Annotated in this window: 26 protein-coding genes; 13 read left to right on the forward strand and 13 right to left on the reverse strand. The window is 68.8% G+C overall.

The window, feature by feature from the left end:
* Nucleotides 1–6: 6 nt before the first annotated feature.
* From PMI12_RS12965 to PMI12_RS12975, 3 genes are all read right to left on the reverse strand, one after another.
* A complete protein-coding gene (locus tag PMI12_RS12965) occupies nucleotides 7–2,157 on the reverse strand; it encodes an amylo-alpha-1,6-glucosidase (RefSeq protein ID WP_007832952.1) in 2,151 nt (716 codons plus the stop codon).
* 3 nt (nucleotides 2,158–2,160) lie between these two features.
* On the reverse strand, nucleotides 2,161–3,243 hold the full coding sequence (locus PMI12_RS12970; RefSeq protein WP_007832954.1) for a glycosyltransferase family 4 protein: 1,083 nt from the start codon (nucleotides 3,241–3,243) through the stop codon (nucleotides 2,161–2,163).
* Nucleotides 3,244–3,354: 111 nt separating this feature from the next.
* Complete coding sequence (locus tag PMI12_RS12975; protein ID WP_007832956.1) at nucleotides 3,355–3,822, reverse strand: low affinity iron permease family protein; 468 nt, start codon at nucleotides 3,820–3,822, stop codon at nucleotides 3,355–3,357.
* Nucleotides 3,823–4,089: 267 nt separating this feature from the next.
* Here PMI12_RS12975 and PMI12_RS27835 point away from each other — a divergent pair, with 267 nt between their 5' ends.
* The 3 genes from PMI12_RS27835 to PMI12_RS12990 all read left to right on the forward strand — a co-directional run bounded on the left by PMI12_RS27835 (nucleotide 4,090) and on the right by PMI12_RS12990 (nucleotide 6,187).
* Entirely contained in the window at nucleotides 4,090–4,458 is a 369-nt protein-coding gene (locus PMI12_RS27835; RefSeq protein WP_007832957.1) for a hypothetical protein, read from the forward strand.
* Nucleotides 4,459–4,640: 182 nt separating this feature from the next.
* Nucleotides 4,641–5,657 (forward strand): CgeB family protein, encoded by a 1,017-nt coding sequence (locus PMI12_RS12985; protein ID WP_237726089.1) that lies wholly within the window; start codon nucleotides 4,641–4,643, stop codon nucleotides 5,655–5,657.
* A gap of 191 nt (nucleotides 5,658–5,848) precedes the next feature.
* Nucleotides 5,849–6,187 carry a four-helix bundle copper-binding protein gene (locus PMI12_RS12990; protein WP_042673315.1) on the forward strand — a complete coding sequence of 113 codons (339 nt, stop codon included), beginning with the start codon at nucleotides 5,849–5,851 and terminating at the stop codon, nucleotides 6,185–6,187.
* A 326-nt stretch (nucleotides 6,188–6,513) separates the two neighbouring features.
* Here PMI12_RS12990 and PMI12_RS12995 read toward each other — a convergent pair whose 3' ends face one another.
* Both PMI12_RS12995 and PMI12_RS13000 read right to left on the reverse strand, forming a co-directional pair.
* Nucleotides 6,514–6,855, reverse strand: a complete 342-nt coding sequence (locus PMI12_RS12995; RefSeq protein ID WP_007832965.1) for a uracil-DNA glycosylase family protein — start codon at nucleotides 6,853–6,855, stop codon at nucleotides 6,514–6,516.
* Nucleotides 6,856–6,910: 55 nt separating this feature from the next.
* Nucleotides 6,911–7,135: a hypothetical protein gene (locus tag PMI12_RS13000; protein WP_007832972.1), complete on the reverse strand. Its 225-nt coding sequence runs from the start codon at nucleotides 7,133–7,135 to the stop codon at nucleotides 6,911–6,913.
* A 286-nt stretch (nucleotides 7,136–7,421) separates the two neighbouring features.
* On the opposite strand from PMI12_RS13000, the gene PMI12_RS13005 reads away from it, so the two are divergent.
* From PMI12_RS13005 to PMI12_RS13050, 10 genes are all read left to right on the forward strand, one after another.
* Nucleotides 7,422–8,195 carry an enoyl-CoA hydratase/isomerase family protein gene (locus tag PMI12_RS13005; protein ID WP_007832974.1) on the forward strand — a complete coding sequence of 258 codons (774 nt, stop codon included), beginning with the start codon at nucleotides 7,422–7,424 and terminating at the stop codon, nucleotides 8,193–8,195.
* A gap of 136 nt (nucleotides 8,196–8,331) precedes the next feature.
* Nucleotides 8,332–8,973: a TetR/AcrR family transcriptional regulator gene (locus PMI12_RS13010; protein WP_007832976.1), complete on the forward strand. Its 642-nt coding sequence runs from the start codon at nucleotides 8,332–8,334 to the stop codon at nucleotides 8,971–8,973.
* Nucleotides 8,974–9,076: 103 nt separating this feature from the next.
* Nucleotides 9,077–10,048, forward strand: a complete 972-nt coding sequence (locus PMI12_RS13015; RefSeq protein ID WP_042673319.1) for a Bug family tripartite tricarboxylate transporter substrate binding protein — start codon at nucleotides 9,077–9,079, stop codon at nucleotides 10,046–10,048.
* 42 nt (nucleotides 10,049–10,090) lie between these two features.
* On the forward strand, nucleotides 10,091–11,287 hold the full coding sequence (locus PMI12_RS13020; RefSeq protein ID WP_007832981.1) for an acyl-CoA dehydrogenase family protein: 1,197 nt from the start codon (nucleotides 10,091–10,093) through the stop codon (nucleotides 11,285–11,287).
* Between the two features lie 4 nt (nucleotides 11,288–11,291).
* Nucleotides 11,292–12,392 carry an acyl-CoA dehydrogenase family protein gene (locus PMI12_RS13025; protein WP_007832983.1) on the forward strand — a complete coding sequence of 367 codons (1,101 nt, stop codon included), beginning with the start codon at nucleotides 11,292–11,294 and terminating at the stop codon, nucleotides 12,390–12,392.
* A 10-nt stretch (nucleotides 12,393–12,402) separates the two neighbouring features.
* A complete protein-coding gene (locus tag PMI12_RS13030) occupies nucleotides 12,403–14,514 on the forward strand; it encodes an acetate--CoA ligase family protein (RefSeq protein WP_007832985.1) in 2,112 nt (703 codons plus the stop codon).
* Nucleotides 14,504–15,067 carry a nuclear transport factor 2 family protein gene (locus PMI12_RS13035; protein WP_007832987.1) on the forward strand — a complete coding sequence of 188 codons (564 nt, stop codon included), beginning with the start codon at nucleotides 14,504–14,506 and terminating at the stop codon, nucleotides 15,065–15,067. The genes PMI12_RS13030 and PMI12_RS13035 overlap by 11 nt, the downstream gene beginning before the upstream one ends.
* A gap of 145 nt (nucleotides 15,068–15,212) precedes the next feature.
* Entirely contained in the window at nucleotides 15,213–16,421 is a 1,209-nt protein-coding gene (locus PMI12_RS13040; protein WP_007832989.1) for a porin, read from the forward strand.
* 72 nt (nucleotides 16,422–16,493) lie between these two features.
* Entirely contained in the window at nucleotides 16,494–17,249 is a 756-nt protein-coding gene (locus PMI12_RS13045; RefSeq protein ID WP_007832991.1) for an IclR family transcriptional regulator, read from the forward strand.
* Nucleotides 17,250–17,379: 130 nt separating this feature from the next.
* Entirely contained in the window at nucleotides 17,380–19,053 is a 1,674-nt protein-coding gene (locus PMI12_RS13050) for a flavin-containing monooxygenase (protein ID WP_007832994.1), read from the forward strand.
* A 38-nt stretch (nucleotides 19,054–19,091) separates the two neighbouring features.
* Here the strand turns inward: PMI12_RS13050 and PMI12_RS13055 are convergent, their stop codons facing one another.
* Genes PMI12_RS13055 through PMI12_RS13090 form a run of 8 tightly spaced genes read right to left on the reverse strand, consistent with a single transcriptional unit; the run spans nucleotide 19,092 to nucleotide 26,164 of the window.
* Nucleotides 19,092–19,883 (reverse strand): SDR family NAD(P)-dependent oxidoreductase, encoded by a 792-nt coding sequence (locus PMI12_RS13055; RefSeq protein WP_007833001.1) that lies wholly within the window; start codon nucleotides 19,881–19,883, stop codon nucleotides 19,092–19,094.
* A gap of 11 nt (nucleotides 19,884–19,894) precedes the next feature.
* Nucleotides 19,895–20,851 (reverse strand): branched-chain amino acid ABC transporter permease, encoded by a 957-nt coding sequence (locus PMI12_RS13060; RefSeq protein WP_007833003.1) that lies wholly within the window; start codon nucleotides 20,849–20,851, stop codon nucleotides 19,895–19,897.
* An 11-nt stretch (nucleotides 20,852–20,862) separates the two neighbouring features.
* Nucleotides 20,863–21,744, reverse strand: coding sequence for a branched-chain amino acid ABC transporter permease (locus PMI12_RS13065; protein ID WP_007833006.1), 882 nt, complete (start codon nucleotides 21,742–21,744; stop codon nucleotides 20,863–20,865).
* Nucleotides 21,745–21,775: 31 nt separating this feature from the next.
* Entirely contained in the window at nucleotides 21,776–22,504 is a 729-nt protein-coding gene (locus PMI12_RS13070) for an ABC transporter ATP-binding protein (protein WP_007833007.1), read from the reverse strand.
* Nucleotides 22,497–23,246 (reverse strand): ABC transporter ATP-binding protein, encoded by a 750-nt coding sequence (locus tag PMI12_RS13075; RefSeq protein ID WP_007833009.1) that lies wholly within the window; start codon nucleotides 23,244–23,246, stop codon nucleotides 22,497–22,499. The genes PMI12_RS13070 and PMI12_RS13075 overlap by 8 nt, the downstream gene beginning before the upstream one ends.
* 20 nt (nucleotides 23,247–23,266) lie before the next feature.
* On the reverse strand, nucleotides 23,267–24,019 hold the full coding sequence (locus PMI12_RS13080; protein WP_007833011.1) for an SDR family NAD(P)-dependent oxidoreductase: 753 nt from the start codon (nucleotides 24,017–24,019) through the stop codon (nucleotides 23,267–23,269).
* 13 nt (nucleotides 24,020–24,032) lie between these two features.
* Nucleotides 24,033–24,920: an SMP-30/gluconolactonase/LRE family protein gene (locus tag PMI12_RS13085; RefSeq protein WP_007833013.1), complete on the reverse strand. Its 888-nt coding sequence runs from the start codon at nucleotides 24,918–24,920 to the stop codon at nucleotides 24,033–24,035.
* A 14-nt stretch (nucleotides 24,921–24,934) separates the two neighbouring features.
* Complete coding sequence (locus PMI12_RS13090) at nucleotides 24,935–26,164, reverse strand: ABC transporter substrate-binding protein (RefSeq protein WP_007833018.1); 1,230 nt, start codon at nucleotides 26,162–26,164, stop codon at nucleotides 24,935–24,937.
* Nucleotides 26,165–26,180 lie beyond the last annotated feature (16 nt).

The raw sequence follows: 26,180 nt of genomic DNA on the forward strand, positions 1-26,180 counted from the left end.
CGGGCGTCAGAGGCAAAGCTCCACCTCCACGTGCGGGCCGCGCGGCGGCGATTCCGCCGAAACCACGATGCGGTTGCCGATGCGCTGGAACCTCAGGTCCACGAGGCCCTGGCCGACCTTCAGCCGCTCCACGCGCAACTGCTCGATGTTCGCCGGCAGGCGCGGCTGCACGATGCGCACCTTGTTGCGGATGCCGTCGATCTCCACGCCCAGGCAGGCCTGGACCAGCATGAACGCCGAACCCGCTGCCCATGCCTGCGGCAGGCATGCGACCGGGTAGGCCACGGGGGCCTGGCCGGGCTGGCGATTGAAGCCGCAGAAGAGTTCCGGCAGGCGCATGCCGAAATGCGCGGCGGACTCGAAGAGCTCGTCGAGGATGCGCATCACCCCCTCGCGCTCGCCGTACCGCGCCAGGCCCGCCGCGCACAGGGCGGTGTCGTGCGGCCACACCGAGCCGTTGTGGTAGGACATGGGATTGAAGCGCACGGCCTCCGTGGGCAGCGTGCGAACGCCCCATCCGGAGGTGAACGAGGACGACATCAGTTGCCGCCCCACCGCCGCGGCACGGTCCTGGTCCGGCAGGCCGAAGAACAGCAGATGGCCGGCGTTGGAGGCGCGCACGCGGCAGGGCAGCCCCAGGCCGTCGACGGCCAGTGCATAGAACTGCTGGTCCTCGAGCCAGAAGCATCTCTCGACCGCTTCGAGCACCGCCTCGGCGCGCCGGCGCCAGCGCCCCGCGGCCGCGTCGCCGCGCCATTCGGCCATCGTCGACATCGCAAGGAATGCGTCGTACGCGTAGCCCTGCACCTCGACCAGCGCAATGGGCCCCATGGGTGTGCGCCCGTCGGCGTGGAAGATCGAATCGTGGCTGTCCTTCCAGCCCTGGTTGACGAGGCCGCTGGCCTCGCCGCGCTGGTAGGCCAGCAGCCCCTCGGGGTGGCGCGACATGTTGCGCTCCATCCAGTCGCAGGCGGCGCACAGCGAGGGCCAGATGCGCGCGATGGCGGCGTGGTCGCCGGTGCGCCGCGCATAGGCGCCCGCGAGCGCCACGAACAGCGGCGTGGTGTCGACGCCGCCGTAGTACTCGCCGAAGGGCAGCTCGTCCACGGCGGCCATTTCGCCCTTGCGGGTCTCGTGCATGATCTTCCCCGGCTCGGAGTCGCGGAAGGTGGAGGTCTGGCGCGCCTGTCTCGCCGACAGGAAGGTGAGCACGCCCTCGGCCAGCCGCGGATCGATCCACAGCGTCTGGAACGAGGTCACGATCGCGTCGCGCCCGAAAGGCGTGGAGAACCAGGGGATGCCGGCGTACGGATAGGGCCCGGTGGGCAAGTCGGTGGTCAGCAGCGCCAGGTCTGCGCGCGAGCGCTCCAGCCATGCCTGGAACAGGCGCCCCGAACTCTGCAGGCGGGCGCCCCTGCGCTGCCGCGCGCGCATGCGCCACCGCGCGAGCGTGCAGGCTTCGCGAAATCGCTGCGGAGTCGGCCGCGCGGGCTGCTCGCCCACTTCGACATGCAAGGTCCATTCGCCGTGCGCCGCGAGCCGCACATCGAATTCGGCGCTGCCGGCGTCCATGCTGCGCGGGGTCATGGAGAAGTCGATGCAGGCGCTGCGCAGGAGGGTGTCGAGCCCGCGATAGCGAAGCGTCGCGCCGTCGGGGCGCACTTCGGGGGCGTCGAAGTCGCCACGCCGGGCGCGGCGCTGCCCGCGCACCTCGAACATGTCGCGGAAGTCGGCGCCGAAGCGCAGGCCCAGCGGCACGTGGGCCGCCTGCTCGCCGTAGTTCACGAGGCGGATGCGTTCGAAGAGGCGGGCGTTCCACAAGAAGCGCTTGCGCTCCAGGTGGATCACGCCCTGCGGCATCGACGTCGAGCCGAGCACGGGCAGCGGATGGTTCGTGAGGTTCGCGATGAAGAACACGTTGTCCTGGCTCACGCCGCTGGAAAGCAGCGATGGCCGCTGCGCGTCGAGGCTCAGCGTGAAGGTCGAGAGCATGCGCGTGTCGTTGTGGAACAGTCCGTCGACGCCGCCGCCCACGTCGCCCAGCGCGTCCATCACGAAATAGGTGTCGCCTTCCTTCAGGACGAAGGCCTGCTGCACGGCGCGCTCCGTGGCCGGCTCGGCCTGGTCGGCGGCGGTGGTTTCTGCATCGGTGCTCATGTCTCAGGCCGCTTTCTGGAGAACCGGCAGCGGCGGCTGCTTCTCCGGCAGGGGGCTGCCGCCGCCCACGAGGCGCGCATAGAGCTCCAGGTAGGCCTTGGCCATGGCGCGCGCGGAGAAGCGGCGGTCGAAGGCCTGCCGCACGAGGCGGCGGTCGAGCCGGTCGATCTCGTGCACCGCCGCGACGGCCTGCGCCTCGCTCTCGACGATCACACCGCTCACGCCGTCCTCGACGATCTCGGGCACCGATCCGCAGCGCCAGCCGATCACCGGCGTGCCGCAAGCCATGGCTTCGATCATCACGAGCCCGAAGGGCTCCGGCCAGTCGATGGGAAACAGCAGCGCGCGCGCGCCGCCGAGGAAGGCCGCCTTGTCCTCGTCGCCGATCTCGCCGATGAAATCGACCAGCGGATCGTCGAGCAGGCGGCGGATCTCCTGCTCGAAATAGTGCCGGTCGGCGGGATCCACCTTGGCGGCGATGCGCAGCGGCAGGCCCGCCTTCCTGGCGATCGAGATGGCGCGGTCCGGCCGCTTCTCGGGCGAGATGCGGCCGAGAAACGCCAGGTAGCCGCCCGTGCCCTGTCCGAACGCGTAGGCCGATTCATCGATCCCGTGCGGCACGTTCGCGAGCCAGTTGGCGAAGGGCAGGGGGCGGCGCTGGTGGCGCGAGATCGATGCCAGCGGATACCTGTTCCAGCGCATGTAGGCCTCGGGCAGGTCGGCGATGTCGAGCCGCCCGTGCAGCGTGGTCAGCGTGCGCTCGGCCATGTCCTCGAAGAACGGGAAGTGCACCAGGTCGACGTGGAAATGAAGCACGTCGAACTCGCCGGCGCGGCGCCGAACCTCGTGGAGCATGGTCAGGTGGCTGGCCAGGTCCGACTTCAGTGGCGCGGGGTCCAGCCGCAGTGCCTGGGCGCGCATCGGCACCACCTTCGCGCGGCTGCGCGCGTCGGCACAGGCGAACAGCGTGACCTCATGGCCGAGGTCCGCCAGCGCATTGGCAAGGTACGCGACGACTCTTTCGGTGCCGCCATAAAACCTGGGTGGAACGGCTTCGTACAGTGGCGCAATCTGCGCGATCTTCATTGTCAAGACGATCTCCTCGAAAGGGATGAATGAACAAGGAACGCGGCGGATACGGATAGGGGCGGCAGGGGCAGCGCCTGCGGCCCATTATTCGGTCTCGGCCGCTCGAATTCAAGGTTCGCCCATGCCGCGATTCCGGCCATCGGCCTGCTGCTGGCGCTCGCCCTTGGGCACGCCCGTGTGGCCGCGCCTGCGGCGTTCGGCGAGCGCGCGCTCCAGCGTGGCCTGGCTCTGTCTCGCAGCCGCCTCGCACTTCTGGTGCAGCACGACCAGTTCCTTGTCGGTGAGCTTCTCGATGCCCATGAATTCGTCCTGCGCGTCGGACGAGCGGATGAGTTCGTCGAGCTTGGTCTGCAGCGCCAGGCCGTCGCGGTTCTGGGTGTTCTGGATCAGGAACACCATCAGGAACGTCACGATCGTCGTACCGGTATTGATGATCAGCTGCCAGGTCTCCGAGAAGCCGAACATGGGCCCCGTGGCGGCCCACACCACCACCACCGCGACGCAGAGCAGGAAGGTCGTCGGGCTCCCCGCGATGCGCGCGACGTGGTTGGCGAACGAAGCGAAGAGTCGGTCCATGGGCGTATTCCTCCTGGGGCCCCGATGCTGGTTGCGCCGGCCCCGTGGAGGCGTCGTCCGGAAGCGACGGCCACCGCGTCCCGGAATCCCGTCTTCGCGTCGGAGCGCACCCATACCGGCCGGGCTTTTTTTCCCGCCGCGCCCGTGTGGCCGGCCCTAGTCCGCCGCTCCTACAGGCGCTGACCCCGGGCTCCCACACACGGCGGTGCGGCGCTTGGATAGACCGGCAATCTGATCCGAAGCCGAACCATATCCAGGAGTCCTTCCATGAGCACCCCCACTTCCAGCAGCACCCCGGACGAGGACCGCGCCTTCCGTTTCCCCACGTCGGAGGATCACTCCGCTCCACCCGCGCACAGCGGCGGGACGCCCCCTGCCCGGGCCGTGACCGAGATGCCGCACGAGGACGCGATCGACCACGGCATCGAAGAGTCGTTCCCGGCGAGCGATCCGGTGTCGGTGAGCGTGTCGAAGTCGATGCCGGTGTCCGCGGCGCCCGCACCGGCGCGCGCCACCGCGCAGCGCACGCCGCCCCGCCCGGAGATGCCGGGGCTGGCAGCGGGCATCGTCGTGGCGGGAGGCGCCCTGGCACTGGCCGCCACGGCGGGCTATCTCGTGGCGAGGCGCAGGCACTGAGGCCCGGGGTCGCCGATCCCGTTGCTTCCACCTTGCCGTCCAACAGCAAAACAGCAAAACAGGGAGATTTCATGCGCTTCGTGATGTTCTGCCATTCACTCGTTTCCGATTGGAACCATGGCACTGCTCACTTCTTGCGCGGCATCTGCAGCGAGCTTGTCGCGCGAGGCCACGAAGTGGCCGTGTACGAACCGCGCCGCGGCTGGAGCCGAGCCAACCTCGAGGCCGGACACGGCCGCAGGCCCGTGGAAGGCTTCGCGCGCGCCTACCCCGAACTGCGAAGCACGCCGTACGATCGCGCGACGCTCGACCTCGATGCCGTGCTCGACGGTGCGGACGTCGTCCTCGTGCACGAATGGAATGAGCCTGCGCTGGTGCGCCGCATCGGCCTGCACCGGCGCGACGGCGGCCGCTACCGCCTGCTGTTCCACGACACGCATCACCGCGCGGTGACGGACGAAAGATCCATGGCCGCCTACGACCTCGCCCATTACGACGGCGCGCTGGCCTTCGGCGATGTGATTCGCGACCTGTACCGCAGCAAGGGTTGGACACGCGAGGCGTGGACGTGGCACGAGGCCGCGGACGTGCGGCGTTTTCATCCACGCCCCGAGGTGGCACGCACCGGCGACCTGGTGTGGATCGGCAACTGGGGCGACGACGAGCGCGTGGCCGAGCTCGACGAATTCCTGCTCGGACCGGTGCGCGACCTCGGCCTGAAGGCCCTGGTGCACGGCGTGCGTTACCCCGATCCCGCGCTCGACCGCCTGAGCGGGGCCGGCATCGAGTACGGCGGATGGATCGCCAACTACAAGGTGCCGCTCGTGTTCGCGCGCCACCGTGTGACGGTGCACCTGCCGCACCGGCCCCACGTGGAAGCGCTGCGCGGCGTTCCCACCATCCGCACGTTCGAGGCGTTGGCGTGCGGCATTCCACTGGTGAGCGCGCCGTGGCACGACACCGAGGGGCTGTTCACGCCGGGCCGCGATTTCCTCGTCGCGAACGACGGCACCGCAATGCGCCAACACCTGCACGACGTGCTCGGGGACCGCGAATTCGCCGATTCGCTGGCGCAGCACGGCCTTGCCACGGTGCTCGCCCGCCACACCTGCGCGCACCGCGTGGACGAGCTGTTCGCCATCCTCGCGCAACTCGATCCGGGCGACTCCTCCATTTCCGCGGGGAGGCTGGTTGCATGAAGCGGCGGTTCCCGCCCGCGGGATGCTGCGCCTCGGAGAAGGCTTACAGCCGCCATCGGGTGTAGACGACACGGGCCGCACGCGAGCGACACACGATGAAGGCGCGCGCCGCCCGATGCACCCCGGGAGCCCGGGCCCCGTTCGTTGCGCGCCGCAACGGAACTCTTGCCGCAACGCAAGGAAGGACTCTGATGACCCAGGAACTCTTCGATCGATGCATTGCCGCGTGCAATGCCTGTGCCACTGCAAGCGGCCGCTGCGCGGCGGCATGCCTGCGCGAACCGGACGTGAAATCATTGGCCGCGTGCATCGCGCTGGACACCGACTGCGAGGCCATGTGCAGGCTCTGCGCATCGCTGATGGCCCGCGGCAGCGTGCACGCCAGAGCCGCCTGCCGGCTGTGCGCCGAGGTCTGCAGTGCCTGCGGCGACGAATGCGCCAGCCATGACCACGATCACTGCCAGGCGTGCGCGACGGCCTGCAGGAGCTGCGCGCAGGAGTGCCGCAACATGGCGGCGAGCGCACCCTGAGGACGTCGCGGCGCAGCCGGTACCCGGGCGTACGGAAGCGCCATACCGGGCGAAAAACGCATCGGGATCTCCGGATGGAAATACGCGCCGTGGCGCGGCAAGTTCTATCCGCGGGGGTTTGCGCAGCGCCGCGAACTCGAATTCGCGATCAAGGGTTCGCGCTACATCACGGTGAGCCGGGAATGCTGGCAGTCATGGAAGTCCTTCGGGGTCGAAACTGGGCAGTCTTCAATCTGCAGGATTCGCGGGCCGCGCGTGTGAGAAACGGCCCACCGCTCGTGTCAGTCCTTCGCCTTGCGCGGCAGCGCAACCCCCAGGTCCTTCAGTCACGCCTGCCAGGCCTCGTCGCGCTGCCGGGGGGCGCCGCGCAGCAATGCGGAGGGATGCAGGGTGACCAGCACGGGCCGTCCCGATGGGTCGCGGTGCCAGCGGCCACGCTCCTTCGTCACCGCCACCTGCCGTCCGAGAAGTGCGCGCGCTGCCGTGGCGCCCAGGGCGACGAGGGCAGGGGGACGCACGAGATCGATCTCGTCCTGAAGCCAGTGATGGCAGGCTTCGGCCTCGCACTGGGCCGGCGTCTTGTGCATGCGCCGCTTGCCGCGCAGCTCGTACTTGAAATGCTTGACCGCATTGGTCGAAAGCGCGAGCCCGCCGCGCTGCGCCGCCATGCGATGTCATGAGGTCGTCGATCGTGCCCAGCTTGTCGCCCGATGCGCGCGGCAATTACTCCTGTGCGGCCGGTGCCCCGGATTCCTGCGGCGGCGCTTGCTGCGCCTGTTGCTGGCCTTGCGGCGCATCGGCCGAAGTGGTCTCCACGCGCGCGCCGTGGCTCCTGGGCACGATGCCTTTGACGAGGTGGCGAGGTACGTGGTGCGTCTTCGCCAGCTGCGCGAGCATCTCGCTGCGCGCTGGCTCGCACGCCGGTAGAAACATGTGGAGTGCGCTCATGATGTCGTCCCGTAAATGCCAGGAGAGGAGAGCGGCCGGCCCGGCTGGAGGGCGCGGAGCCTCGGGTTCGAGGGTGACCTCTGGCATGGGTCGCCGGCATTATGAGCGCCTGAATTCCGCGGCGCACATGCGGCCCGCATCGGCCCCTCTGGCGTAGATGGCTTCGGTGCGGCTGTCCCGACCGCGACCTGTCCTGGGCCGCGGCAGTTGCCAAAAGAGCGCCGCCTGCCCCAAAATAACTTACCGTGCGACAGGTAATATTTTCAAGGACACCCAAGGAGACATGATGACTTTCAATACGTTGCTGCTCGAGGTCAAGGACCGGATCGCGGTGCTCACGCTCAATCGCCCTCCCGTCAACGCCCAGAACGCCGAGCTGCGCAGCGAGCTGACGCAGGTGTTCGACGAGCTTTCCGACCGCGACGACGTCTCGGTCATCGTGCTTACCGGCAGCGGCAAGACTTTCTCGGCCGGCGCGGACATCCGCGAGCGGCCCAACCTCGGCGCCACGCCCGGCGCCTATGGCCGCCACAACCGCCTGGTGCGCGAGTCGTACTACGCGGTGGTGGAGTGCGCCAAGCCCGTCATCGCGGCCATCAACGGCCCGGCCATGGGCGCGGGCTTCGGCCTCGTGATGGCCTCCGACATCTGGGTGGCGTCGGAGGACGCCTTCGTCTCGATGCCCGAGATCAACGTCGGCCTGGCCGGCGGCGTGACCTTCCTGCAGGAGGTGTTCGGCCGCTCGCGCGCGCGGCGCATGTTCTACACGGGCATGAAGGTCACCGGCCAGGAGCTGTACCGCCTCGGCCTCGTGGAAGCCTGCCTGCCGGCCGACGAACTCATGCCCTACGCGATGGAGATCGCCGCCGAGATCGCCTCCAAGAGCCCGATCGCGCTGCGCCTGGCCAAGGAAGCGGCCCGCATGACGCAGGTGATGCCGTCGCGCGATGCCTACCGCTACGAGCAGGGCAACACGGTGGCGCTGTCGAAGACGGAAGACGCGAAGGAAGCGCAGCGCGCCTTCCTCGAGAAGCGCGCCCCCGTCTACACCGGACGCTGATGGCACGCGGCACCAGGGCCTTGCGGCTACATGGTGCGTGCTATTATTTTTTGATCGATTGCGGACCGAGTGCATGGCTGTTCAGCCGCTGCCCCCGCAAGCTCCCACGCCAAGAATTTCAAGAGGACCTTCGCCCATGGCAACCCAGTCCAACGTCGCCGAGGCGGCAGATCCGGAACGGGGCTCCAGGCGCAAGTCCGACGTGCGCCAGGAGCAGCTGACCGAAATCGCCTGCCGGCTCTTCGCCAAGAAGGGCTACGAAGGCACGTCGCTGCGCGACATCGCCGACGAAGCCAAGATCACCAAGGCTGCGCTCTACTATCACTTCCCCAACAAGGAAGCGCTGTACGAGCGCATCGTGCTGGAGTCGATGCAGGCGCTGGTGGACTCGGTGCGCGAGGCGATGTCCCGCGGCAAGAGTCCGCTGGACAAGGTGCGCCTGTTCATGGAGTCGTCCGCCGACTTCCTGGACCGCAGCCGCAATTCCTGGATCGCGGGCTCCAACGCGTTCTGGTCCGGCAGTGAGGGCGATCCGCGCGCAGGGGCCGTCTACCTGCGCGACGAATACGAGCATCTCTTGCGCGACTGCATCGCCGAGGCCATCGCCAAGGGGGAGGTGCGCAAGGTCGACCCCGCCATCGCGGGACGCATGCTGCTGTCGATGCTCAACCACATCTGCCGCTGGCATTCGCCCAAGGGCCGCCTGAGCACCCGCGAGGTGATCGAGCAGTACCTCGACATGGCCTTCGGCGGCCTGCGCGCGACACCAAAGCGCTGAACCTTGGCGACGCTGCGGCGCCCACGCGCGCTGCATCGCCTGGAAGGGTAAACCCGATTCGTAACTTACCGGCCGTTAAGTAAACTTCCTTCGAGATCCAGCGATGCAAGTCCTTCAACGATTCCTTCTCGCGATGTGCTGCGGCGCGCTTGCCGCGGTGCCGGCCATGGCCCTGGCGTTTCCCCACAAGCCGGTGCAACTGATCGTTCCGTACGCGGCCGGCGGGCTCACCGACAACCTCGCACGCATCGTCGCCCCGGCGCTGTCGGCGCGCTGGGGCCAGCCGGTGGTGATCGACAACCGCAACGGGGGAGGCACCTCCATCGGCACCGCCGCGGCCGCGCGTGCGCCGGGCGATGGCTACACGCTGCTGCTCACCGCCTTCGGCTACATCGGCAATCCGCTGCTGATGAAGAAGCTGCCCTACGACCCCGCCGCGCTGGTGCCGGTCACCATCGTGGCCGAGGCGCCGAGCGTGCTGTTCGTGTCGGCCACGCTGCCCGTGAACACGGTGCCCGAACTGATCGCCTATGCCGAGGCGAATCCCAAGAGGGTCGTGTTCGCGTCCTCCGGCAACGGATCGAGCCCGCACATCGCCGCCGAACTGCTGGCCTCGCTGACGGGCATCGACATCGTGCACGTGCCCTACCGCGGCAACGGGCCTGCGCTGAACGACCTGCTGGGCGGCCAGGTGCAGGCCATGTTCGATTCGGCCGCCTCGATGTCCTACGTGCGCGCAGGCCGGCTCAAGGCGCTCGGCGTTGCCAGCGACGCGCCCGTGGCACGGATGCCCGAGGTGGTGCCCATCGCGCGCTCGGGCGTGCCGCAGCTTGCGGGCTTCGCCGCCGGCGGCTGGTTCGGTTTCTTCCTGTCGAGCAAGACGCCCGCCGAACTGCAGCAACGCATCTATGCCGACCTGCGCGCGGTGCTCGAGACGCCCGAAGTGCGCGCGGCCCTCGAGCGCGCCGGCGTGGAGCCGCGCCTCATGACACAGCCGGAGTTCGCGGCCTACCTGCGCGCCGAGCACGACCGCTGGGCGCCAGTGATCCGCGAGCGCCGCATCCAGCTCGAATGAGCAAGACCCGATGACCGCTTTCGAAAACAAGCACACCGATACATGACAACGCCAACACAGACCGATCCCTACGCCGCGTTCCGCGAGGAGCTGCGCCAGTTCGCCGCCGAGCAGTGCCCGGAAGACCTCAAGCGCTTCGTGCGCAGCAACCAGAAGATCACGCGCAACGAATACCGCATCTGGCAAGAGAAGCTGTTCGCCCGCGGCTGGGCCGCGCCCAACTGGCCCGTGGCCCACGGCGGCACCGGCTGGGACCTGCAGCAGCGCTACCTGTTCGAGGAGATCACCGCGCAGGCCGATTGCCCCCCGCAGTACCACCACGGCCTGGGCCACATCGGCCCGGTGATCCTGCATTTCGGCACCGAGGCGCAGAAGGCGCGCTTCCTGCCGCGCATCCTCGACGGCAGCGAGTGGTGGTGCCAGGGCTACTCGGAGCCCGGCGCCGGCTCCGACCTGGCCTCGCTCAAGACCTCCGCGCGCCGCGACGGCGACCACTACGTGCTCAACGGCCAGAAGATCTGGACCTCGCACGCGCAGGAGGCCGACATGATGTACACGCTGGTGCGCACCTCGAACGAGGGGCGCAAGCAGGCCGGCATCTCGCTGCTGCTGGTGCCGATGAACACGCCGGGCATCGAGGTGCGCCCGATTCCCACCATCGACCACTGGCACCACGTCAACGAGGTGTTCCTCAACGACGTGCGCGTGCCGTGCGAGAACCTGGTCGGCGCCGAAGGCGAGGGCTGGAGGTGCGCCAAGTTCCTGCTCGACCGCGAACGCCTGTCGCCCGCGACCGTGCCGCGGCTGGCGCGGCTCGCCGAGCAGGTCGAAGAGCTGCTGACGGCGCGGCGCGACGCCAATGCCGCCAGCGCCTCGCCTAGCTTCCACGTGCTGCTGGAGCGCCTCTATCTCGCGCAGGCCGGCGTGAAGGGCGCACGCGAGATGCTGCTGAGCGCCATCCAGGAAGAAATGCAGGGCACGCTCGCGGCCTCCAAGTCGTCGGCGCTGAAGCTCTACTGTTCGGAGCTGTCGCAGCAGATCATCGGCATCGCGTTCGACATCGCGGGCCCGGCGCACGCGGCGCGGCTGGTGGCCGCCACCGGCGTCGACGCGCAGCAGGATGTCGACCTGCAGCGCGAGCTCGTGCACACCTATCTTTTCTACCGCTCGCGCACCATCGCCGGCGGCACCAGCGAAGTTCAGAAGAACGTCATCGCGCGCGACCTTTTCGGAGCCTGAGTCCATGCCATTCCACGCAGAGCCGATGTTCCCCGGCGACCTCTACGACACGACGCTGCGCGTTGCCGCCGCTGCCACCACGACCGCCGATGCCGATGCCCATGCATCGAGCCCAACCTGGCGCCAGTTCCTGGGCCTGGGCTGGCAGGCCGTGCTGGTGGCCGAAGCCAGCGGTGGTGCCGGCGCCTCGCTGGGCGACATCGCCGCCATCGCCGAGGCGGCCGGACGCCACGCGCTGGCCGCGCCACTGGTCGAGCGTTGCGCCGTGGTGCCCACGCTGCTGTCGCGCATCGGCGGCAACCCCGCCGCCGAAACGCTGCTGGGCGACATCGCGAGCGGCGAGGCCTCGGCCTGCCCGGTGCTGGCGCTCGACGACGCAGCCCCTGCCGCCCGCCTGCAAGGCGGACGCGTGGTGCTGCACGGCAGCCTGCGCGGCGCGGACCTCACCGAACCCGTGACGCACCTGCTGGCGCTCGTCGCGCTGGACGGCAAGGACGCGCTGGTGCTGCTGCCGCGCGCTGTGCTGGCCGGCGCCGCACGCAGCTACACGGGCATCGATGCGCGCCACACCACCGACATCGACGTCGAGGGCCTCGCGCTGCCCGAGGCCGCCGTCCTGCTGAGCGGCGCCGCGGTCCGCCCGCTGGTGGACCACGCCAACGCGGTCGGCGCGCTGCTGTCGTGCGCGCAAATGGTCGGCGCCATCGGCGCGATGATCGAGCAGACCATCGAGTACCTCGGCACGCGCGAGCAGTTCGGCGTGGCGCTCGCCACCTTCCAGGCCCTGCGGCACAAGGTGGTCGAGATGTACGTGGCCTACGAGAATGTGCGCGGCATGGTGCGCCAGCAAGTGCTGGTGCTTGACGGCATGGGCTCGGCGTTGCCGGGACGCGAGGTGCGGCGCGAACTGGCGCTGGTGAAGCTGTACCTCGCCGTCACCGGCCGGCAAGTCGCGGAGACTGCCATCCAGCTGCACGGCGGTATCGGCATGTCGCGCGAGCTGCCGGCGGCGCGGCTCGCCATGCATGCGCTGGCCTGCAGCCAGCAGTGGGGTGATCGTTTCAGCCAGCTCGACCGGCTCGCCGCCGACGCCGTGCTGCATTGAGGAGCTTGTGGTGCATTCACTCGATTCGCTTTTCAATCCCTCTTCCGTGGCGCTGATCGGCGCTTCGTCCGACCCCGAGCGCATCGGCGGACGACCGCTGCGCTTCATGCTCGAAGGCGGCTTCGAGGCGCCGCTCTACCCGGTCAACAAGAGCGGCGACACCATCCAGGGCCTGCCCGCCTTCGCCAGCGTGCTCGACATTCCGCACCCGGTCGACCAGGCCGTCATTGCCGTGCCGGTGGCCGGCGTGGAGGCGGCCGTGCGCGACAGCATCGGCAAGGGCGTGAAGGCGATCCAGGTGCTGACCGCCGGCTTCGCCGAGATCGACGCCGCGGGCCGTGCGCTGCAGGACCGCCTGGTGCAGATGTGCCGCGATGCCGGCGTGCGCATGGTGGGGCCGAACTCGCTCGGCCTGCTCAACGTGCCGACGCGCTTCTTCTCGACTTTCTCGACCGCGCTGAACGGCCTGAAGCCCGTGCCCGGGCCCATTGCGCTGGCCACGCAAAGCGGCGCCTTCGGCTCCGCGGCCTACGGCATGGCCTCGCTGCGCGGCCTGGGTTTCAGCAAGATCATCGCGACCGGCAACGAAGGCGACGTCGATGTGGCCGAGTGCATCGACTACCTCGTGGACGACGCCGACACGCGCGTCATCTGCGCCGCGCTGGAGTCGTGCCGCGACGGCGAGCGCCTGCGGCGCGCGCTGCTGAAGGCCGCGGCTGCGGGCAAGCCCGTGCTCATCATGAAAGTGGGCCGCACCGAGGTCGGCGCCGCCGCGGCTTCCACGCACACCGGTTCGCTGGCCGGCAACGACACGGTCTATGACACCGTCTTCGCAGAGTGCGGCGCATGGCGGCCCGAATCGATCGAGGAGATGCTCGACATCGCCTATGCGTTCTCGGTCGCGCGGGCCCTGCCGCACAACGCCGGCATGGGCATCGTCACCGGCTCCGGCGGCATCGGCGTGCTGATGGCCGACGATGCCGGTGGGCGCGGCATGTCGCTGCCGCCGCTGCCCGAGGCCGCACGCCGTGCCGCGCTCGACCTGCTGCCGTTCGCGGTGGCGAGCAATCCGCTGGACATGACGGCGCAGGTCACCTCGGTGCCCAGCGGCGTGTCGCGCACGGTGGGCGTCATGCTGGACCACGCGGACTACGGCACGGTGTTCGCCTACCTCGCTCACGTGGGCCTTTCGCCGGAGCGCTTCGCCTCGACGCAGGCGGAACTGATCGCGCAGCGCCAGCGGCATCCGGACCGGCTGATGGTGCTGGTGATGCTGTCGAAGCCCGAAGTCAACCGCGCGCTCGAACAGCACGGCATTCCGGTGTTCGAGGACCCGTCGCGCGCGGTGCGTGCGCTGGCCGCGCTCGCGCATATCCGCGCACGCCGCGAGACGCTCTACAAGCCCGTGCGGTGTGCGGCTGCTGTGCCGCTGCGCGGCGACGTGTCGACCGAGGACGGTGCCAAGCGCGCGCTGGCGCATGCGGGCCTGCCGGTATTGCCCGAGCGCCTGTGCCGCAGCGCCGCCGATGCGGCGGCTGCCGCGCGGACGCTGGGCTTTCCGGTGGTTGCGAAGATCGTCTCGCCCGACATTCCCCACAAGACCGAGGTCGGCGGCGTCATGCTGCGCCTGCAGGACGCGGCGGCGGTCGAGGCCGCGTACGACGAGTTGATGGCACGCGCCCGCAAGGCGCGGCCCGACGCGCGGCTCGAAGGCGTGCTGGTCGCGCCGATGCTGCAGGGCGGTGTCGAGGTGATCCTCGGCATCCACCGCGACCCGACCTTCGGGCCGATGGTGATGTACGGCTCGGGCGGCACGGCCGTCGAGCTCTTCAAGGACGTGGCCTTCGCCTCCGCGCCGTTGACGCCCGGGCGTGCCGCCGCGCTGATCGAGCGCGTGCGCTCCACGCAGCTGCTGCGCGGCTGGCGCGGCGGCCCGCGCTACGACGAGGCGGCGCTGGCCGACGCCCTGTGCCGCCTGTCCGACTTCGGCATCGCCCATGCCGACGAGCTCGAAAGCGTCGACATCAATCCCCTGGTGGTGCGCACCGACGGTGCCGCCTGCCTCGACGCGGTGATCGTGCTGCGCGGCACGGAAACGAAGGAGCATTCGCATGCAGACTGAAGGACGCCTGATCGCACTGGAGGCCCGGCTCGAGGCGCTGAGCGCGCGCGAGGCGATCCGCGCATGCCTCTATCGCTATTGCCGCGGCATCGACCGCTGCGACGAGGCCGCGCTGCGCTCGTCGTACTGGCCCGACGCCACCGATCGGCACGGCCCCTACAGCGGCAGCGCCAGCGGCTTCATCGATTGGGCGCTGGCAAAGCTCAAGGAGGGCGGCCGCGTGATCCACACGATCGGCAACATCGCGATCGAACTGCGTGGCGCCGAGGCGGCGGTGGAGAGCTATTTCCAGGCCTTCCAGACCGACACCGACGCGCAGGGCAAGCAGCGCGAGACCTTCCTGTGCGGCCGCTACATCGACCGCTTCGAGCGGCGCGGCGCGGGCGAATGGCGGGTGGCCGCGCGCACCGTGGCGTACGACTGGATCCGCGAGTCGGCAGCGCCCGCCGGCACCGAGGCCGAGCGCTTCGGCGTGCGCCAGCCGATCGGCGGGCGCGCGCCCGACGACCCCTGGTACGCGCTCCTGGCGTCGCTGCCCCCGGCAACTACCTGACGAAACCTCCGTTCTCTTCGACTTCCGCCCCCGGCATTGCCGCAGGGCGGCTTTCTGCATGCCGGCCGACAACCACGCGTTGACGGCGGCCAGGCCCTTTGCAAGGCGGGCCTGCAACCAGAAATCCCATACGAGGAGACAAATCTTGTCGAGTTTCTTGAACACCCCGCGTCGCATGCCGCTCGCTGTGACGCTTTTTGCCACCGGCCTTTGTGGCACATCGCCAGCGCTGGCCCAGCAGGCACAGAAGGAAGAGTTGCGCCAGATCGTGCAGCCGGCGGGCGGCATGGCGGCCTCGCCGTCCAGCCTCACGATGTACGGCCTGGTCGACACGAGCCTGGCATCGGCCAGCAATGCCGGCGGACGGGTGAGACGGATGGACAGCGGCCACATGAACGGCTCGCGCCTCGGGTTCAAGGGCAGCGAAGACCTGGGCGACGGACTGCGCGCCAACTTCCTGCTGGAGATGGGCCTCAACTCCGATGCGGGAACGATGGGCCAGAACCAGGGCGCGGGCGCCAAGTCGTTCGGCCGCGGAGCGATCGTCGGCCTGTCGGGCTCGATGGGCGAGATCCGGCTCGGGCGCACCGTGGTGGCCATCGGCTCCGAGGTGCAGGCGGTGGGCGACGCCTTCGGCCTGGGCGGCGGCGGCAACCTGCAGGGCATCCAGCCGGCGCCGGGGCGGGTCAACAACACCATCTGGTACCAGTCGCCGAATTTCGGCGGCTTCATCGCCAAGCTGTCCTACTCGCCGGGGGAGACCACCGTGACCAGCGGAACGGCGACCAGCTCCAGGTCCGGCGCGAGCACGGCCGCGTCGGTGTTCTACCTCAAGGGCGGGCTGAGCGCCGCCATCGGCTATTCCACCTACAGGCAACTGGCGGACGCGAGCACCCTGCATTGGTTCCATTCCGCCGCGGCCTACGACTTCGGTGCGGCCAAGCTGTTCGGCTCGTACGCGACCTTCCGCAATCCGGGTGCTGCGGTCACGCCGGCCACGCATGCCGCCGCGGACAACAACCTCATGTTCGCGGGCTTTCCGCTGGTGGGCTACTACAGCGGGCAGGACGACCGCAGCGCGTCGATCGGCATCGCCGTGCCCTTTGGCGTGAGCACCGTGCTCGCACAGGTGGTGCGTGTGGATGACAAGGGGCCGTTGAACCGCGACGCCACGCAGTTCGGCATCGCCTACATCTACGCGCTGTCGAAGCGCACCAGCCTGTACGCCGACTACGGCCGCATCCGCAACCGCAACGGCGCGGCGTATGCGGTGACGGGCGCCACCACCCAGGCCGGGCTGGATCGCGGCGGCAACAGCCACGCCACCCACGTCGGGGTGCGCGTGGCGTTCTAGCCTATGGTTCACCCGGTGGAGGCACGCATGTGCGACAACTACCATCGCATGCGTGATTTCTGAAGGACATCGATGCCCATCGGCACAGTCAAATCGGCCACGCGGGTGCTTCAGGTGCTGGAGCATTTCGCGCAGGTGCGCACGCCCCTGGCCCTCAAGCAGATCAGCGACGCGCTGGGGTATCCGCAGTCCAGCACCACGGTGCTGCTGAAGAACCTCATCGCACTGGGCTACCTCAACTACAACCGCGCCGATCGCGTGTACTTCCCCACGCCGCGCGTGGCCTCGCTGGGCGACTGGGTCACGCAGGCGCTGTTCGGGCAAGGCCGCGTCGTCGAGGTGATGCGCGACCTGCACAGCGCCACGGGCGAGACGGTGTCGATCTGCATGCTCAACGACATCTACCTGCAGTACATCCGCGTGATCCAGTCGACGCACCAGCTGCGCTTTCACACCGACGAGGGAAGCATGCGGCCGCTCACACTGTCGGCGATGGGGTGGCTGCTGCTGACCGACCGCTCCGATGCCGAGATCGAGAAGCTCGTGCGCCGCGCCAACATCGCCACGCCGCGCAAGGAAGACCGCGTGCCGCTGGAAGTCGTTGCGGCGCAGGTGGCCGATGCGCGCGAGCGCAAGTCGATCTACGTGGAGAACATGCCGCTGCTCGGCGGCGCCACCGTCGGCGTGGTGCTGCCTTGCCTGGTGCAGGGGCGCATCGCGGTGCTGGGCATGGGCGGGACCATCGAGCGCATGCGCCCGCATCGTGCGCGCTACACCGCGCTCATGCGAAGGCTCGTACAGCAGCTGGACGAAGACGGGACCGCATAGGGCACGGAAATCACGGATGTAATGTTGTTCAGCGCCAGTGTGATTTTCTTGATGGGCTTCCCCACGGTGGGCATCATTTCCCTTGCACGCAAACCTGCCCGCCGTGGCTGGAATCAACAAGGAGACACACATGACCGCCGAACCCATCAACCTGCATCCATCCCACCATCCATTGAACCCGCAGACCGGCGCCAGGCGCGTCGACGTGGTCGTGGTCGGCGCCGGCTTCGGCGGCATGTACGCCACGTACCGCTTCCGCGAAATGGGCTTCAGGGTGCAGGGCTTCGAAGCGGGCGGCGACGTCGGCGGTGTCTGGTACTGGAACCGCTACCCCGGTGCGCGCGTCGACCTGCCGAGCATCGACTACAGCTTTTCGTTCTCTCCCGAGATCGAGCAGGAGTGGACGTGGTCGGAGCAGTTCGCGGCCCAGCCTGAATTGCTGAAGTACATCAACTTCGTGGCCGACAGGCTCGACCTGCGCCGGCACATCCAGTTCAAGACGCGCGTGACCCGCGCGGTGTGGGACGAGGCGCGCAAGCTGTGGACCGTGACGACCGATCGCGGCGACACCTACGAGGCCACGTACTGCATCATGGCGACCGGCCCCTTGTCGATTCCCAAGGACCCCGAGATTCCCGGCATCGACCGCTTCAAGGGCCAGCTGCTGCGCGCCGCCAAGTGGCCGCACCAACCCGTCGGTTTCGCGGGCAAGCGCGTGGGCGTCATCGGCACCGGATCGACGGGCATCCAGATCGTGCAGGAAGTGGGCAAGGAAGCCGGCGAGCTTTTCGTGTTCCAGCGCACGCCCAGCTTCACCATGCCGATGCGCAACGAAGTACTCGAGCCCGACTATGTGGCCGAGGTCAAGCGCAACTACGCCAGCATTCGCGAATCGGCCCGCAACAGCGCGGTGGGCGGCGTGCGCCCGCAGTCCACGCGGGCCTTCTTCAGCGTGACGCCCAGGCAGCGCCAACAGCTGCTCGAAGACGCCTGGAAGAACGGCGGGCTTGCGATGCTCGGCACCTTCTCGGACCTGCTGGCCAACCCGGAAGCCAACGAGCACGTGGCCGAATTCGTGCGCGGCAAGATCGGCGAGACCGTGAAGGACCCGGTAACGGCCGAGAAGCTGAAGCCGCGCGGCTACCCCATCTTCGCGCGCCGCCCCTGCCTGGACAGCAGCTACTACGAGACCTTCAACAGGCCCAACGTCCACCTGAAGGATTGCATCGCCGACCCGATCGTGGAGATCACCGAGCGTGGCGTGAAGACGCAGGCCGGCGAGGTCGAGCTCGACGTGCTCATCTTCGCCACCGGCTACGACGGCCTCACGGGCGCGCTGCTGGCCTTCGACATCGTCGGGCGCGACGGGCGCACGATGAACGAGAAGTGGAAGGACGGCGCGCGTTCCCACCTGGGCCTGATGATGGAAGGCTTTCCGAACCTGTTCATGACCACCGGACCGAACGGCCCGGCCGCGCTCGCCAACATCATCCGCATCAGCGAGCACGACGTCGACTGGATCGCGGCGGCCATGACGCACATGGAAGAGAACGGCCTGTCGACCATCGAGCCGACCGCGCAGGCCGAGCAAGCCTGGATGGACCTTGTCTATGCGCTCTCGCAGCGCACACTGCTGACCAAGGCCAAGACCTGGTACGTCGGCGCGAACGTGAAGGACAAGCCGCAAGGGCTCACGCTCTTCACGGGCGGCTTCCTGAAGTACCGGGAGCATTGCGCCGCGGCGGTGCAGGGCGGTTATCGCGACTTCGTGTTCGAACGCGCGCAGCAGGCACTAGCGGCCTGATGCCAGGACGGGGACCCGCTGTTGCGGGTCCCGGGGCCTTACACGGCCAGCGTGCCGCCGTCCACCGGCAAGGTGACGCCGTTGACGAAACTCGCCAGCCCGGAGGCCAGGAACACCGCGGGCCCCGCGAGCTCGTGCGGCTGGCCCAGCCGGCCGGCCGGAATGCGCTGCATGAAGCGGCCCAGCCGCGCCGGATCGGCGCGCGTGGCTTCGGTCATGGGCGTTTCGATCACGCCGGGCGCGAGCGCGTTGACGCGGATGCCGTCCGGCGCAAGGTCGAGCGCCAGCGTCTGCGTGAACATCTTCACCGCGGCCTTGGAGGCCGAGTAGCCCAGCGCGCCGCCCTGGGCGATGAACGCGGCCCCCGAGGCCACGTTGAGGATGCAGCCCCGCGTGCGCCGCAAGGCCGGCAGCCACGCATGCACGGTGTTGAATACGCCGAACAGGTTCACGTCCATCGTGCGGTGCAGGTTCTCCTGCGCACGCGGGCTGTCGATGCCTTCGCGGATGATCACGCCGGCGTTGTTGACCAGCGTGTCGATGTCGCCCGCGGTGTCGTGCACCGCCTCGGCCAGCGCGACGCAGGCCTGGGCATCGGACACATCGAGCGCGTAGGCCCAGCCCTCGACGCCGGCGGCGCGCACGGCCGCCAGTGTTTCGGCGCAGCGATCGCTGCTCAGGTCGGTCACGACGACGCGCGCGCCCGCCTGGGCATAGGCCGTTGCGATGGCGCGGCCGATGCCGCTGGCGGCGCCGGTCACCAGCGCCAGCCGGTCGGACAGCAGGCCGGGCGTGGCCGGCCAGGTGGAGGGAAGGTCGTGGGCTGCCATGGGCATGCTCCTCAGGAAGCCGCAGCGCGGCGCTGCCGGCGCGCGGCGAGATGCGAATGGAACTGGCCGACGATGCCCTTGCGGAACAGCATGACGACCAGCACGAAAACGACGCCCTGGATGATCAGCACCCATTCGGCGAACGAGGCGAGGTAGTTCTCCATCGACACGATGACGATCGAGCCGACGACCGGCCCGAGCAGCGTGTGCATGCCGCCGACGATGCAAATCAGCAGCGCTTCGCCCGAGGTGGCCCAGTGCACGTCGGTCAGCGAGGCGAGCTGGAACACCAGCACCTTGAGCGAACCGGCCAGCCCCGCCAGCCCGGCCGACAGCACGAAGGCCAGCAGCTTGTAGCGGTTGACGCGGTAGCCGAGCGATTGGGCGCGCGGCTCGTTGTCGCGGATGGCGCGAAGGATCTGGCCGAAGGGCGAATGCACCACGCGGTAGATCAGCCAGAAGCCGAACACGATCAGCGCCGCGACGAAGTAGTAGAGCACCAGGGTGTTCTGCAGCGAGAACAGGCCCAGCACCATCGGGCGCGCGATCTCCTGGATGCCGTCTTCCCCGCCGGTGAAGGGCATGCGCAGCGCAATGAAGTACACCAACTGCGCGAAAGCCAGCGTGATCATCGAGAAGTAGATGCCCTGGCGGCGAATGGCCAGCAGGCCCGTGACCAGCCCGACGAGCGCCGCCGTGGCCACGCCCGCGAGGATGCCCGCCATGCCGTCCCAGCCCCAGACCTTGACCGCGTGCGCCGTGACGTAGCCCGCGGTGCCGTAGAACATGGCGTGGCCGAAGGACAGCAGGCCCACATAGCCCACCAGCAGGTTGACCGAGGCGGCGAGCAGCGCGAAGCACATCAGCTTCATGAGGAACATCGGATAGACCGCGAAGGGCGCGATGGCGAGCGCCGCCAGGGCGGCTGCCAGCAATGCAATGTTCGTGCGGCGGTGGAGAGCGTCCATGTCGGCTTTCTTCAGTAGGCGCGGCCGAACAGGCCGTGGGGGCGGACCGCGAGGACCAGGATCATCACGACGAAGATGACGACGCCGGCACCGTCCGGATAGAAGATCTTGGTGAGCCCTTCGATCGCGCCGAGGCCGAAGCCCGTGACGATCGAGCCGAGGATCGAGCCCATGCCGCCGATCACCACCACCGCGAACACCACGATGATCAGGTTCGAACCCATCAGCGGGCTCACCTGGTAGATGGGCGCGGCCATCACGCCGCTGAGGCCGGCCAGGCCCACGCCGAGGCCGTAGGTCAGCATCAGCATGCGCGGCACGTTGATGCCGAAGGTGCGCACCAGCGGTGCGTTCTCGTTGGCGGCGCGCAGGTAGGCGCCGAGCTTCGTCTTCTCGATGAAGAACCAGGTGCCCATGCACACTGCCAGCGCGGCCACGATGACCCACACGCGGTACATCGGCAGGAAGGTGACGCCCACGTCCAGGCCGCCCGACAGCGGGTTGGGGTAGGGCTGACCGCTCACGCCGAACTGCAGGCGGAACGCGCCCTCCATGAGCAAGGCGACGCCGAAGGTCAGCAGCAGCGCGTAGACATGGTCCAGCGTGTACAGGCGCCGCAGCATCCAGCGCTCGAACAGCAGCCCGAAGGCCGCCACCACCAGCGGCGCGATGACGATCGCGCCCCAGTAGCCGATGCCCAGGTACTCCAGCAGCCCCCAGGTGACGAAGGCGCCCAGCATGTACTGCGCGCCGTGCGCGAAGTTCACCACGCGCAGCAGCCCGAAGATGATCGACAGCCCCAGGCTCATCAGCGCGTAGAAGGCGCCGTTGATGAGTCCGACCATCAGCTGCCCGATCAGTGCCGCCGGGGGAATTCCGAGTAGCCCGTCCATCTTGTGGTGTGTCCTGCGTTGGTTGCTTTGCTCAGAGCCCCAGCAGGGACTCGATGCGGCTGCGCTGGGCGTCCAGCTCGTCGCGGCGGAAGTGCGCCGCGACCTGGCCTTCCTCGATCACGTAGAAGCGATCGGCCAGGGTGGATGCGAAGCGGAAGTTCTGCTCCACCATCAGCACGGTGAAGCCGCGCTCGCGCAGCATGCCGATGGTCTGGCCGATGCGCTCGACGATCACGGGCGCGAGGCCTTCGGTCGGCTCGTCGAGCAGCAGCAGCCGCGCGCCGGTGCGCAGGATGCGCGCGATGGCCAGCATCTGCTGCTCGCCGCCCGACAGCCGCGTGCCGGGGCTGTGGCGGCGCTGCAGCAGGTTGGGGAACAGCGTGTAGATCTCGTCCACGCTCAGGCCGCCCGGGCGCAGCACCGGCGGCAGCATCAGGTTCTCTTGCGTCGTGAGGCTGGCGAAGATGCCGCGCTCCTCGGGGCAGTAGGCCAGCCCGAGCCGCGCAATGGCTTCGGGCTGCAGGCCGATGGACGGGGTCGAGCCGATGCGGATCTGTCCTTCGCGCCGCCCGAGCAGGCCCATGATGGCGCGCAGCGTGGTGGTCTTGCCGGCGCCGTTGCGCCCGAGCAGGCAGACCACTTCGCCTTCATGCACTTCCAGGTCGATGCCCTGCAGCGCCAGTGTTTCGCCGTACCAGCCGCGCAGGCCGTCCACGCGCAGCATGGCGGTGGTGGCCGTAGCTTCCAGGGTCTCAGGCATGCGCGCCCCCCACATAGGCTTCGATCACGCGGGCGTCGCGCGACACCTCGTCGTAACTGCCTTCGGCCAGCACCTGGCCGGCCTGCAGCACGGTCACGCGGTCGCACAGCGCCTCGATGACCTTCATGTTGTGCTCGACCATCAGCACGGTGCGGCCCTTGGCCGCATCGCGGATCAGCTCGACCACGGGGCCGATGTCCTCGTGGCCGAGGCCGGCCATGGGCTCGTCGAGCAGGATCATCTCGGGGTCCATCGCGATGGTGGTGGCGAGCTCCAGTGCGCGCTTGCGGCCATAGGGCAGTTCGCCGGCCATCGTGTCGCGCCAGTGCGCGAGGCCCACGCGCTCCAACAGTTCCATGGCGCGCGCGTCCAGGCTGCGCAGCACGCGCACGTTGCGCCAGAAGGCGAAGCTGCCGCCGGCCTTCTTCTGCAGCGCGACGCGCACGTTCTCCAGCACCGTCATCTGGCCGAACACGGCCGAGATCTGGAACGAGCGCACCAGGCCGGCCATGGCCACCGAGGCCGGGTCGCTGCGAGAGATGTCGCGGCCGTTGAAGGTCACGCGCCCGGTGCTCGGCCGCAGGAAGGTGGTCAGCAGGTTGAAGCAGGTGGTCTTGCCCGCGCCATTGGGGCCGATCAGCGCATGTACGGAATGCCGGCGCACGCGCAGGTCGACGTTCTTCACGGCGAAGAAGCCGCTGAACTGCCGGCTGAGCTGGTGCGCTTCGAGGATGGTGTCCATGGCGTGGGCGGGCCCGGTGTTCAGAGAAAGGCGTGCGTCACGCCGCCGTCGACCAGCAGCGATTCGCCGGTGATGAAGCTGCTGTCGGACGAGGCGAGGAAGCAGGCGGCCTTGGCCACGTCGTCCACCGCGCCGAGCCGCTTCATCGGCGTCTTGGCCAGGCGGATCTTGGTCTTTTCGGGTGTCAGGTTGATCTTCACGCCTTCGGTCTCGATCGAGCCCGGGCAGATCGCGTTGACGCGGATGCCGCGCGGCCCGAGGTCGACCGCTGCCGAGCGCGTGAGGCCCAGCACGCCGGCCTTCACGCCGCAGTACAGCATGCCCTCGGGCAGGCCGAGGTAGGCCGCCGACGAGGCGATGTTGACGATGCTGCCGCCTTCGCCCATGGCCTCGGCCGCGACCTGGATGCCCCAGGCCACCGAGTTGAAGCCGGTGCCGACCATGCGCTCGAGCATCTCGGGCGTGATGGCCTCGATGGGGCCGTAGCGCACCCAGATCGCGTTGTTCACCAGGATGTCGAAGCGGCCGAACTGCTGCTTCAGCGCCGGGATGGACTGGGCGAAGGTGTCGCGGCGCGCCACGTCGCCACCGAAGGCCACGGCGTGGCCGCCTTGGGCCTTGATGGATTCGGCGGCCTCGCGCGCCAGGTCTTCCTGCCGGTCGAGCACGCCCACCACGGCGCCTTCGGCCGCCAGGGCGTCCGAGATGGCGCGGCCGATGCCGCGTGCACCGCCGGTGACCAGCGCCACCTTGCCTTCGAAACGTCGTGTCATGTTGTCTGCCTTGTCAGATGCGGGGAGGGAGGTCGGCGAAGCGGGACTCCTCGAGCCCGCGCACGCCGACACCATGGATGGCGAACACCGCGCCCGCGTCCGGATGGTCGCTGCGCAGCAGGTTGCCGCTGTTGCTGATCGACGTGAGGTAGATCACGTCGAGCCCGGGGCCGCCGAAGCAGGGGCAGGAGACGTAGGTCACCGGCAGCTGGATGGTGCGCTCGAGCCGGCCTTCGGGCGTGAAGCGCGCGAGCTGGCCGGCCTGCACCAGCGCCACCCACAGGTGGCCTTCGGCATCGACGGTGGCGCCGTCGGGCACCGAGCCGAGTGGCAGGGTATCGACCAGCACTTCGCTCGCGCCGGCTGCGCCGGTGGCCGTGTCGTAGGGATAGCGGCGGATCTGGTGCGTGTGGCTGTCCGCGAAGTAGAGCCAGCGGCCGTCCGGGCTGAAGCAGGTGGCATTGGCAACCGCGATGCCGGTGTCCAGCGTCTTCACTGCCCCGCCGGCCGTCAATTGGTAAAGCGCGCCTTCGGGCTCGGCGCGGCCCAGGGTCATCGAGCCGACGACGAAGCGGCCGGCGCGGTCGGTACGGCCGTCGTTCAGGCGCATGCAATCGGCCGCATGCGTGACGCCCGCGTCCATGGGCACGATCGCGCCACTGTCGGGGTCGAGCAGCCAGAAGTCGTGTTCCAGCGCCAGCAGCAGGCGGCCGCTCTCGCACAGCGCGATCGAGCCGATGTGCTGCGGCGCATGCCACTCGGCGCTGGCGCCGGTGGCGGGCGTGTGGCGGCGCACGCGTTGCGCGCGGCCGTCGATCCAGTAGAGCGACTGGCTGCGCGCGTCCCACAGCGGGCATTCGCCGAGCAGGTCGCGCCGGGGCTCGAGGATGTCGATCTGCATGCCCACCGTACCGCTCACTTGCCCTTGATGAAGTCGCAGCTGCTCTCGGCCAGCGGACGCCAGGTCTGTTCGGGCGGGATCTCGGCGCGCACTGCGTAGTAGTCGTTCGCACCCTTCGACTCGGCCGGCTTCTTCACCTGCACGGCATACACCGGGCGCAGCGCCTGGCCGTCCTCGCGGATCTTGATGTCCTTCGAGAAGAAATCGTTGATCGGCGTGGCCTTCATCTTCGCCGCGACCGTGGCGCCGTCGTCGGTGCCGGCGGCCTTGACCGCATTCAGGTAGTGCATGGTCGCGCTGTAGGCGCCAGCGTGAATATAGGTTGGCACCACGCCCTTGTTGCGCGCCATGAAGCGCTTCGACCATTCGCGCGAGGCGTCGTCGCGGTCCCAGTAGAACGGCACCGTGAGCTGCAGGCCCTGGGCCACGTCCAGGCCCATGGCCGACACGCTGTTGATGGTCATGCCGAACACCGACACCATCTGGCCGTTGCGCGTGAGCTTGTACTCGGCCGCCTGCTTCAGCGCGTTCGACAGGTCGAGGCCGGCGTTGAGGATGACGATGGCCTGCGCGCCGCTGGACTGCGCCTGCAGCAGGTACGACGAGAAGTCGGTGGCGCCCAGCGGATGCTTGACCGAGCCCACCACCTTGCCGCCGGCGGCCTGGATGAACTTGGTGGCGTCGTCCTGGAAGGCCTGGCCGAAGGCGTAGTCCACGGTGATGAAGTAGAAGCTCTTCACGCCCTGCTTCATCAGGCTTTGCACGCCCGCCTTGGGCAGCGCATAGGTGTCCGTGAGGAACTGGAAGTTCATCGGCGAGCACGACTTGTTGGTGAGCTCCGCGCTCACCGTGCCGGCAATCAGGTACGGCTTCTTGCGCTCCTTGAGCAGCGACGAGACCCCCAGCGCGATCGACGAGGCCGAGCCGCCGACGATGGTGTCGACCTTCTCGGTGTCCAGCCACTTGCGCGCGATGTTCAGGCCCACGTCGGGCTTGTTCTGGTCGTCGGCCACCAGCACCTCGACGGGCTTGCCGAGCACCTTGCCGCCGAAGTCCTCGACCGCCATCTTCACGGCCAGCGAAGAGCCGGGGCCGCCATTGCCCGAGTAGGGGCCGGTCTGGTCGGCCATGACGCCGATGCGCACGACGTCGTCGCTGATGGTGTTCGGGGTGCCTTGCGCAGCAGCCGCCGCGCAGGCGAGAAGGATGGCCGCAGAGGCCGCGAGCCGGAATCGATGTTGCATGCTTGTCTCTCCATTG

The sequence above is a fragment of the Variovorax sp. CF313 genome, from assembly GCF_000282635.1.
Classification (GTDB): domain Bacteria; phylum Pseudomonadota; class Gammaproteobacteria; order Burkholderiales; family Burkholderiaceae_C; genus Variovorax.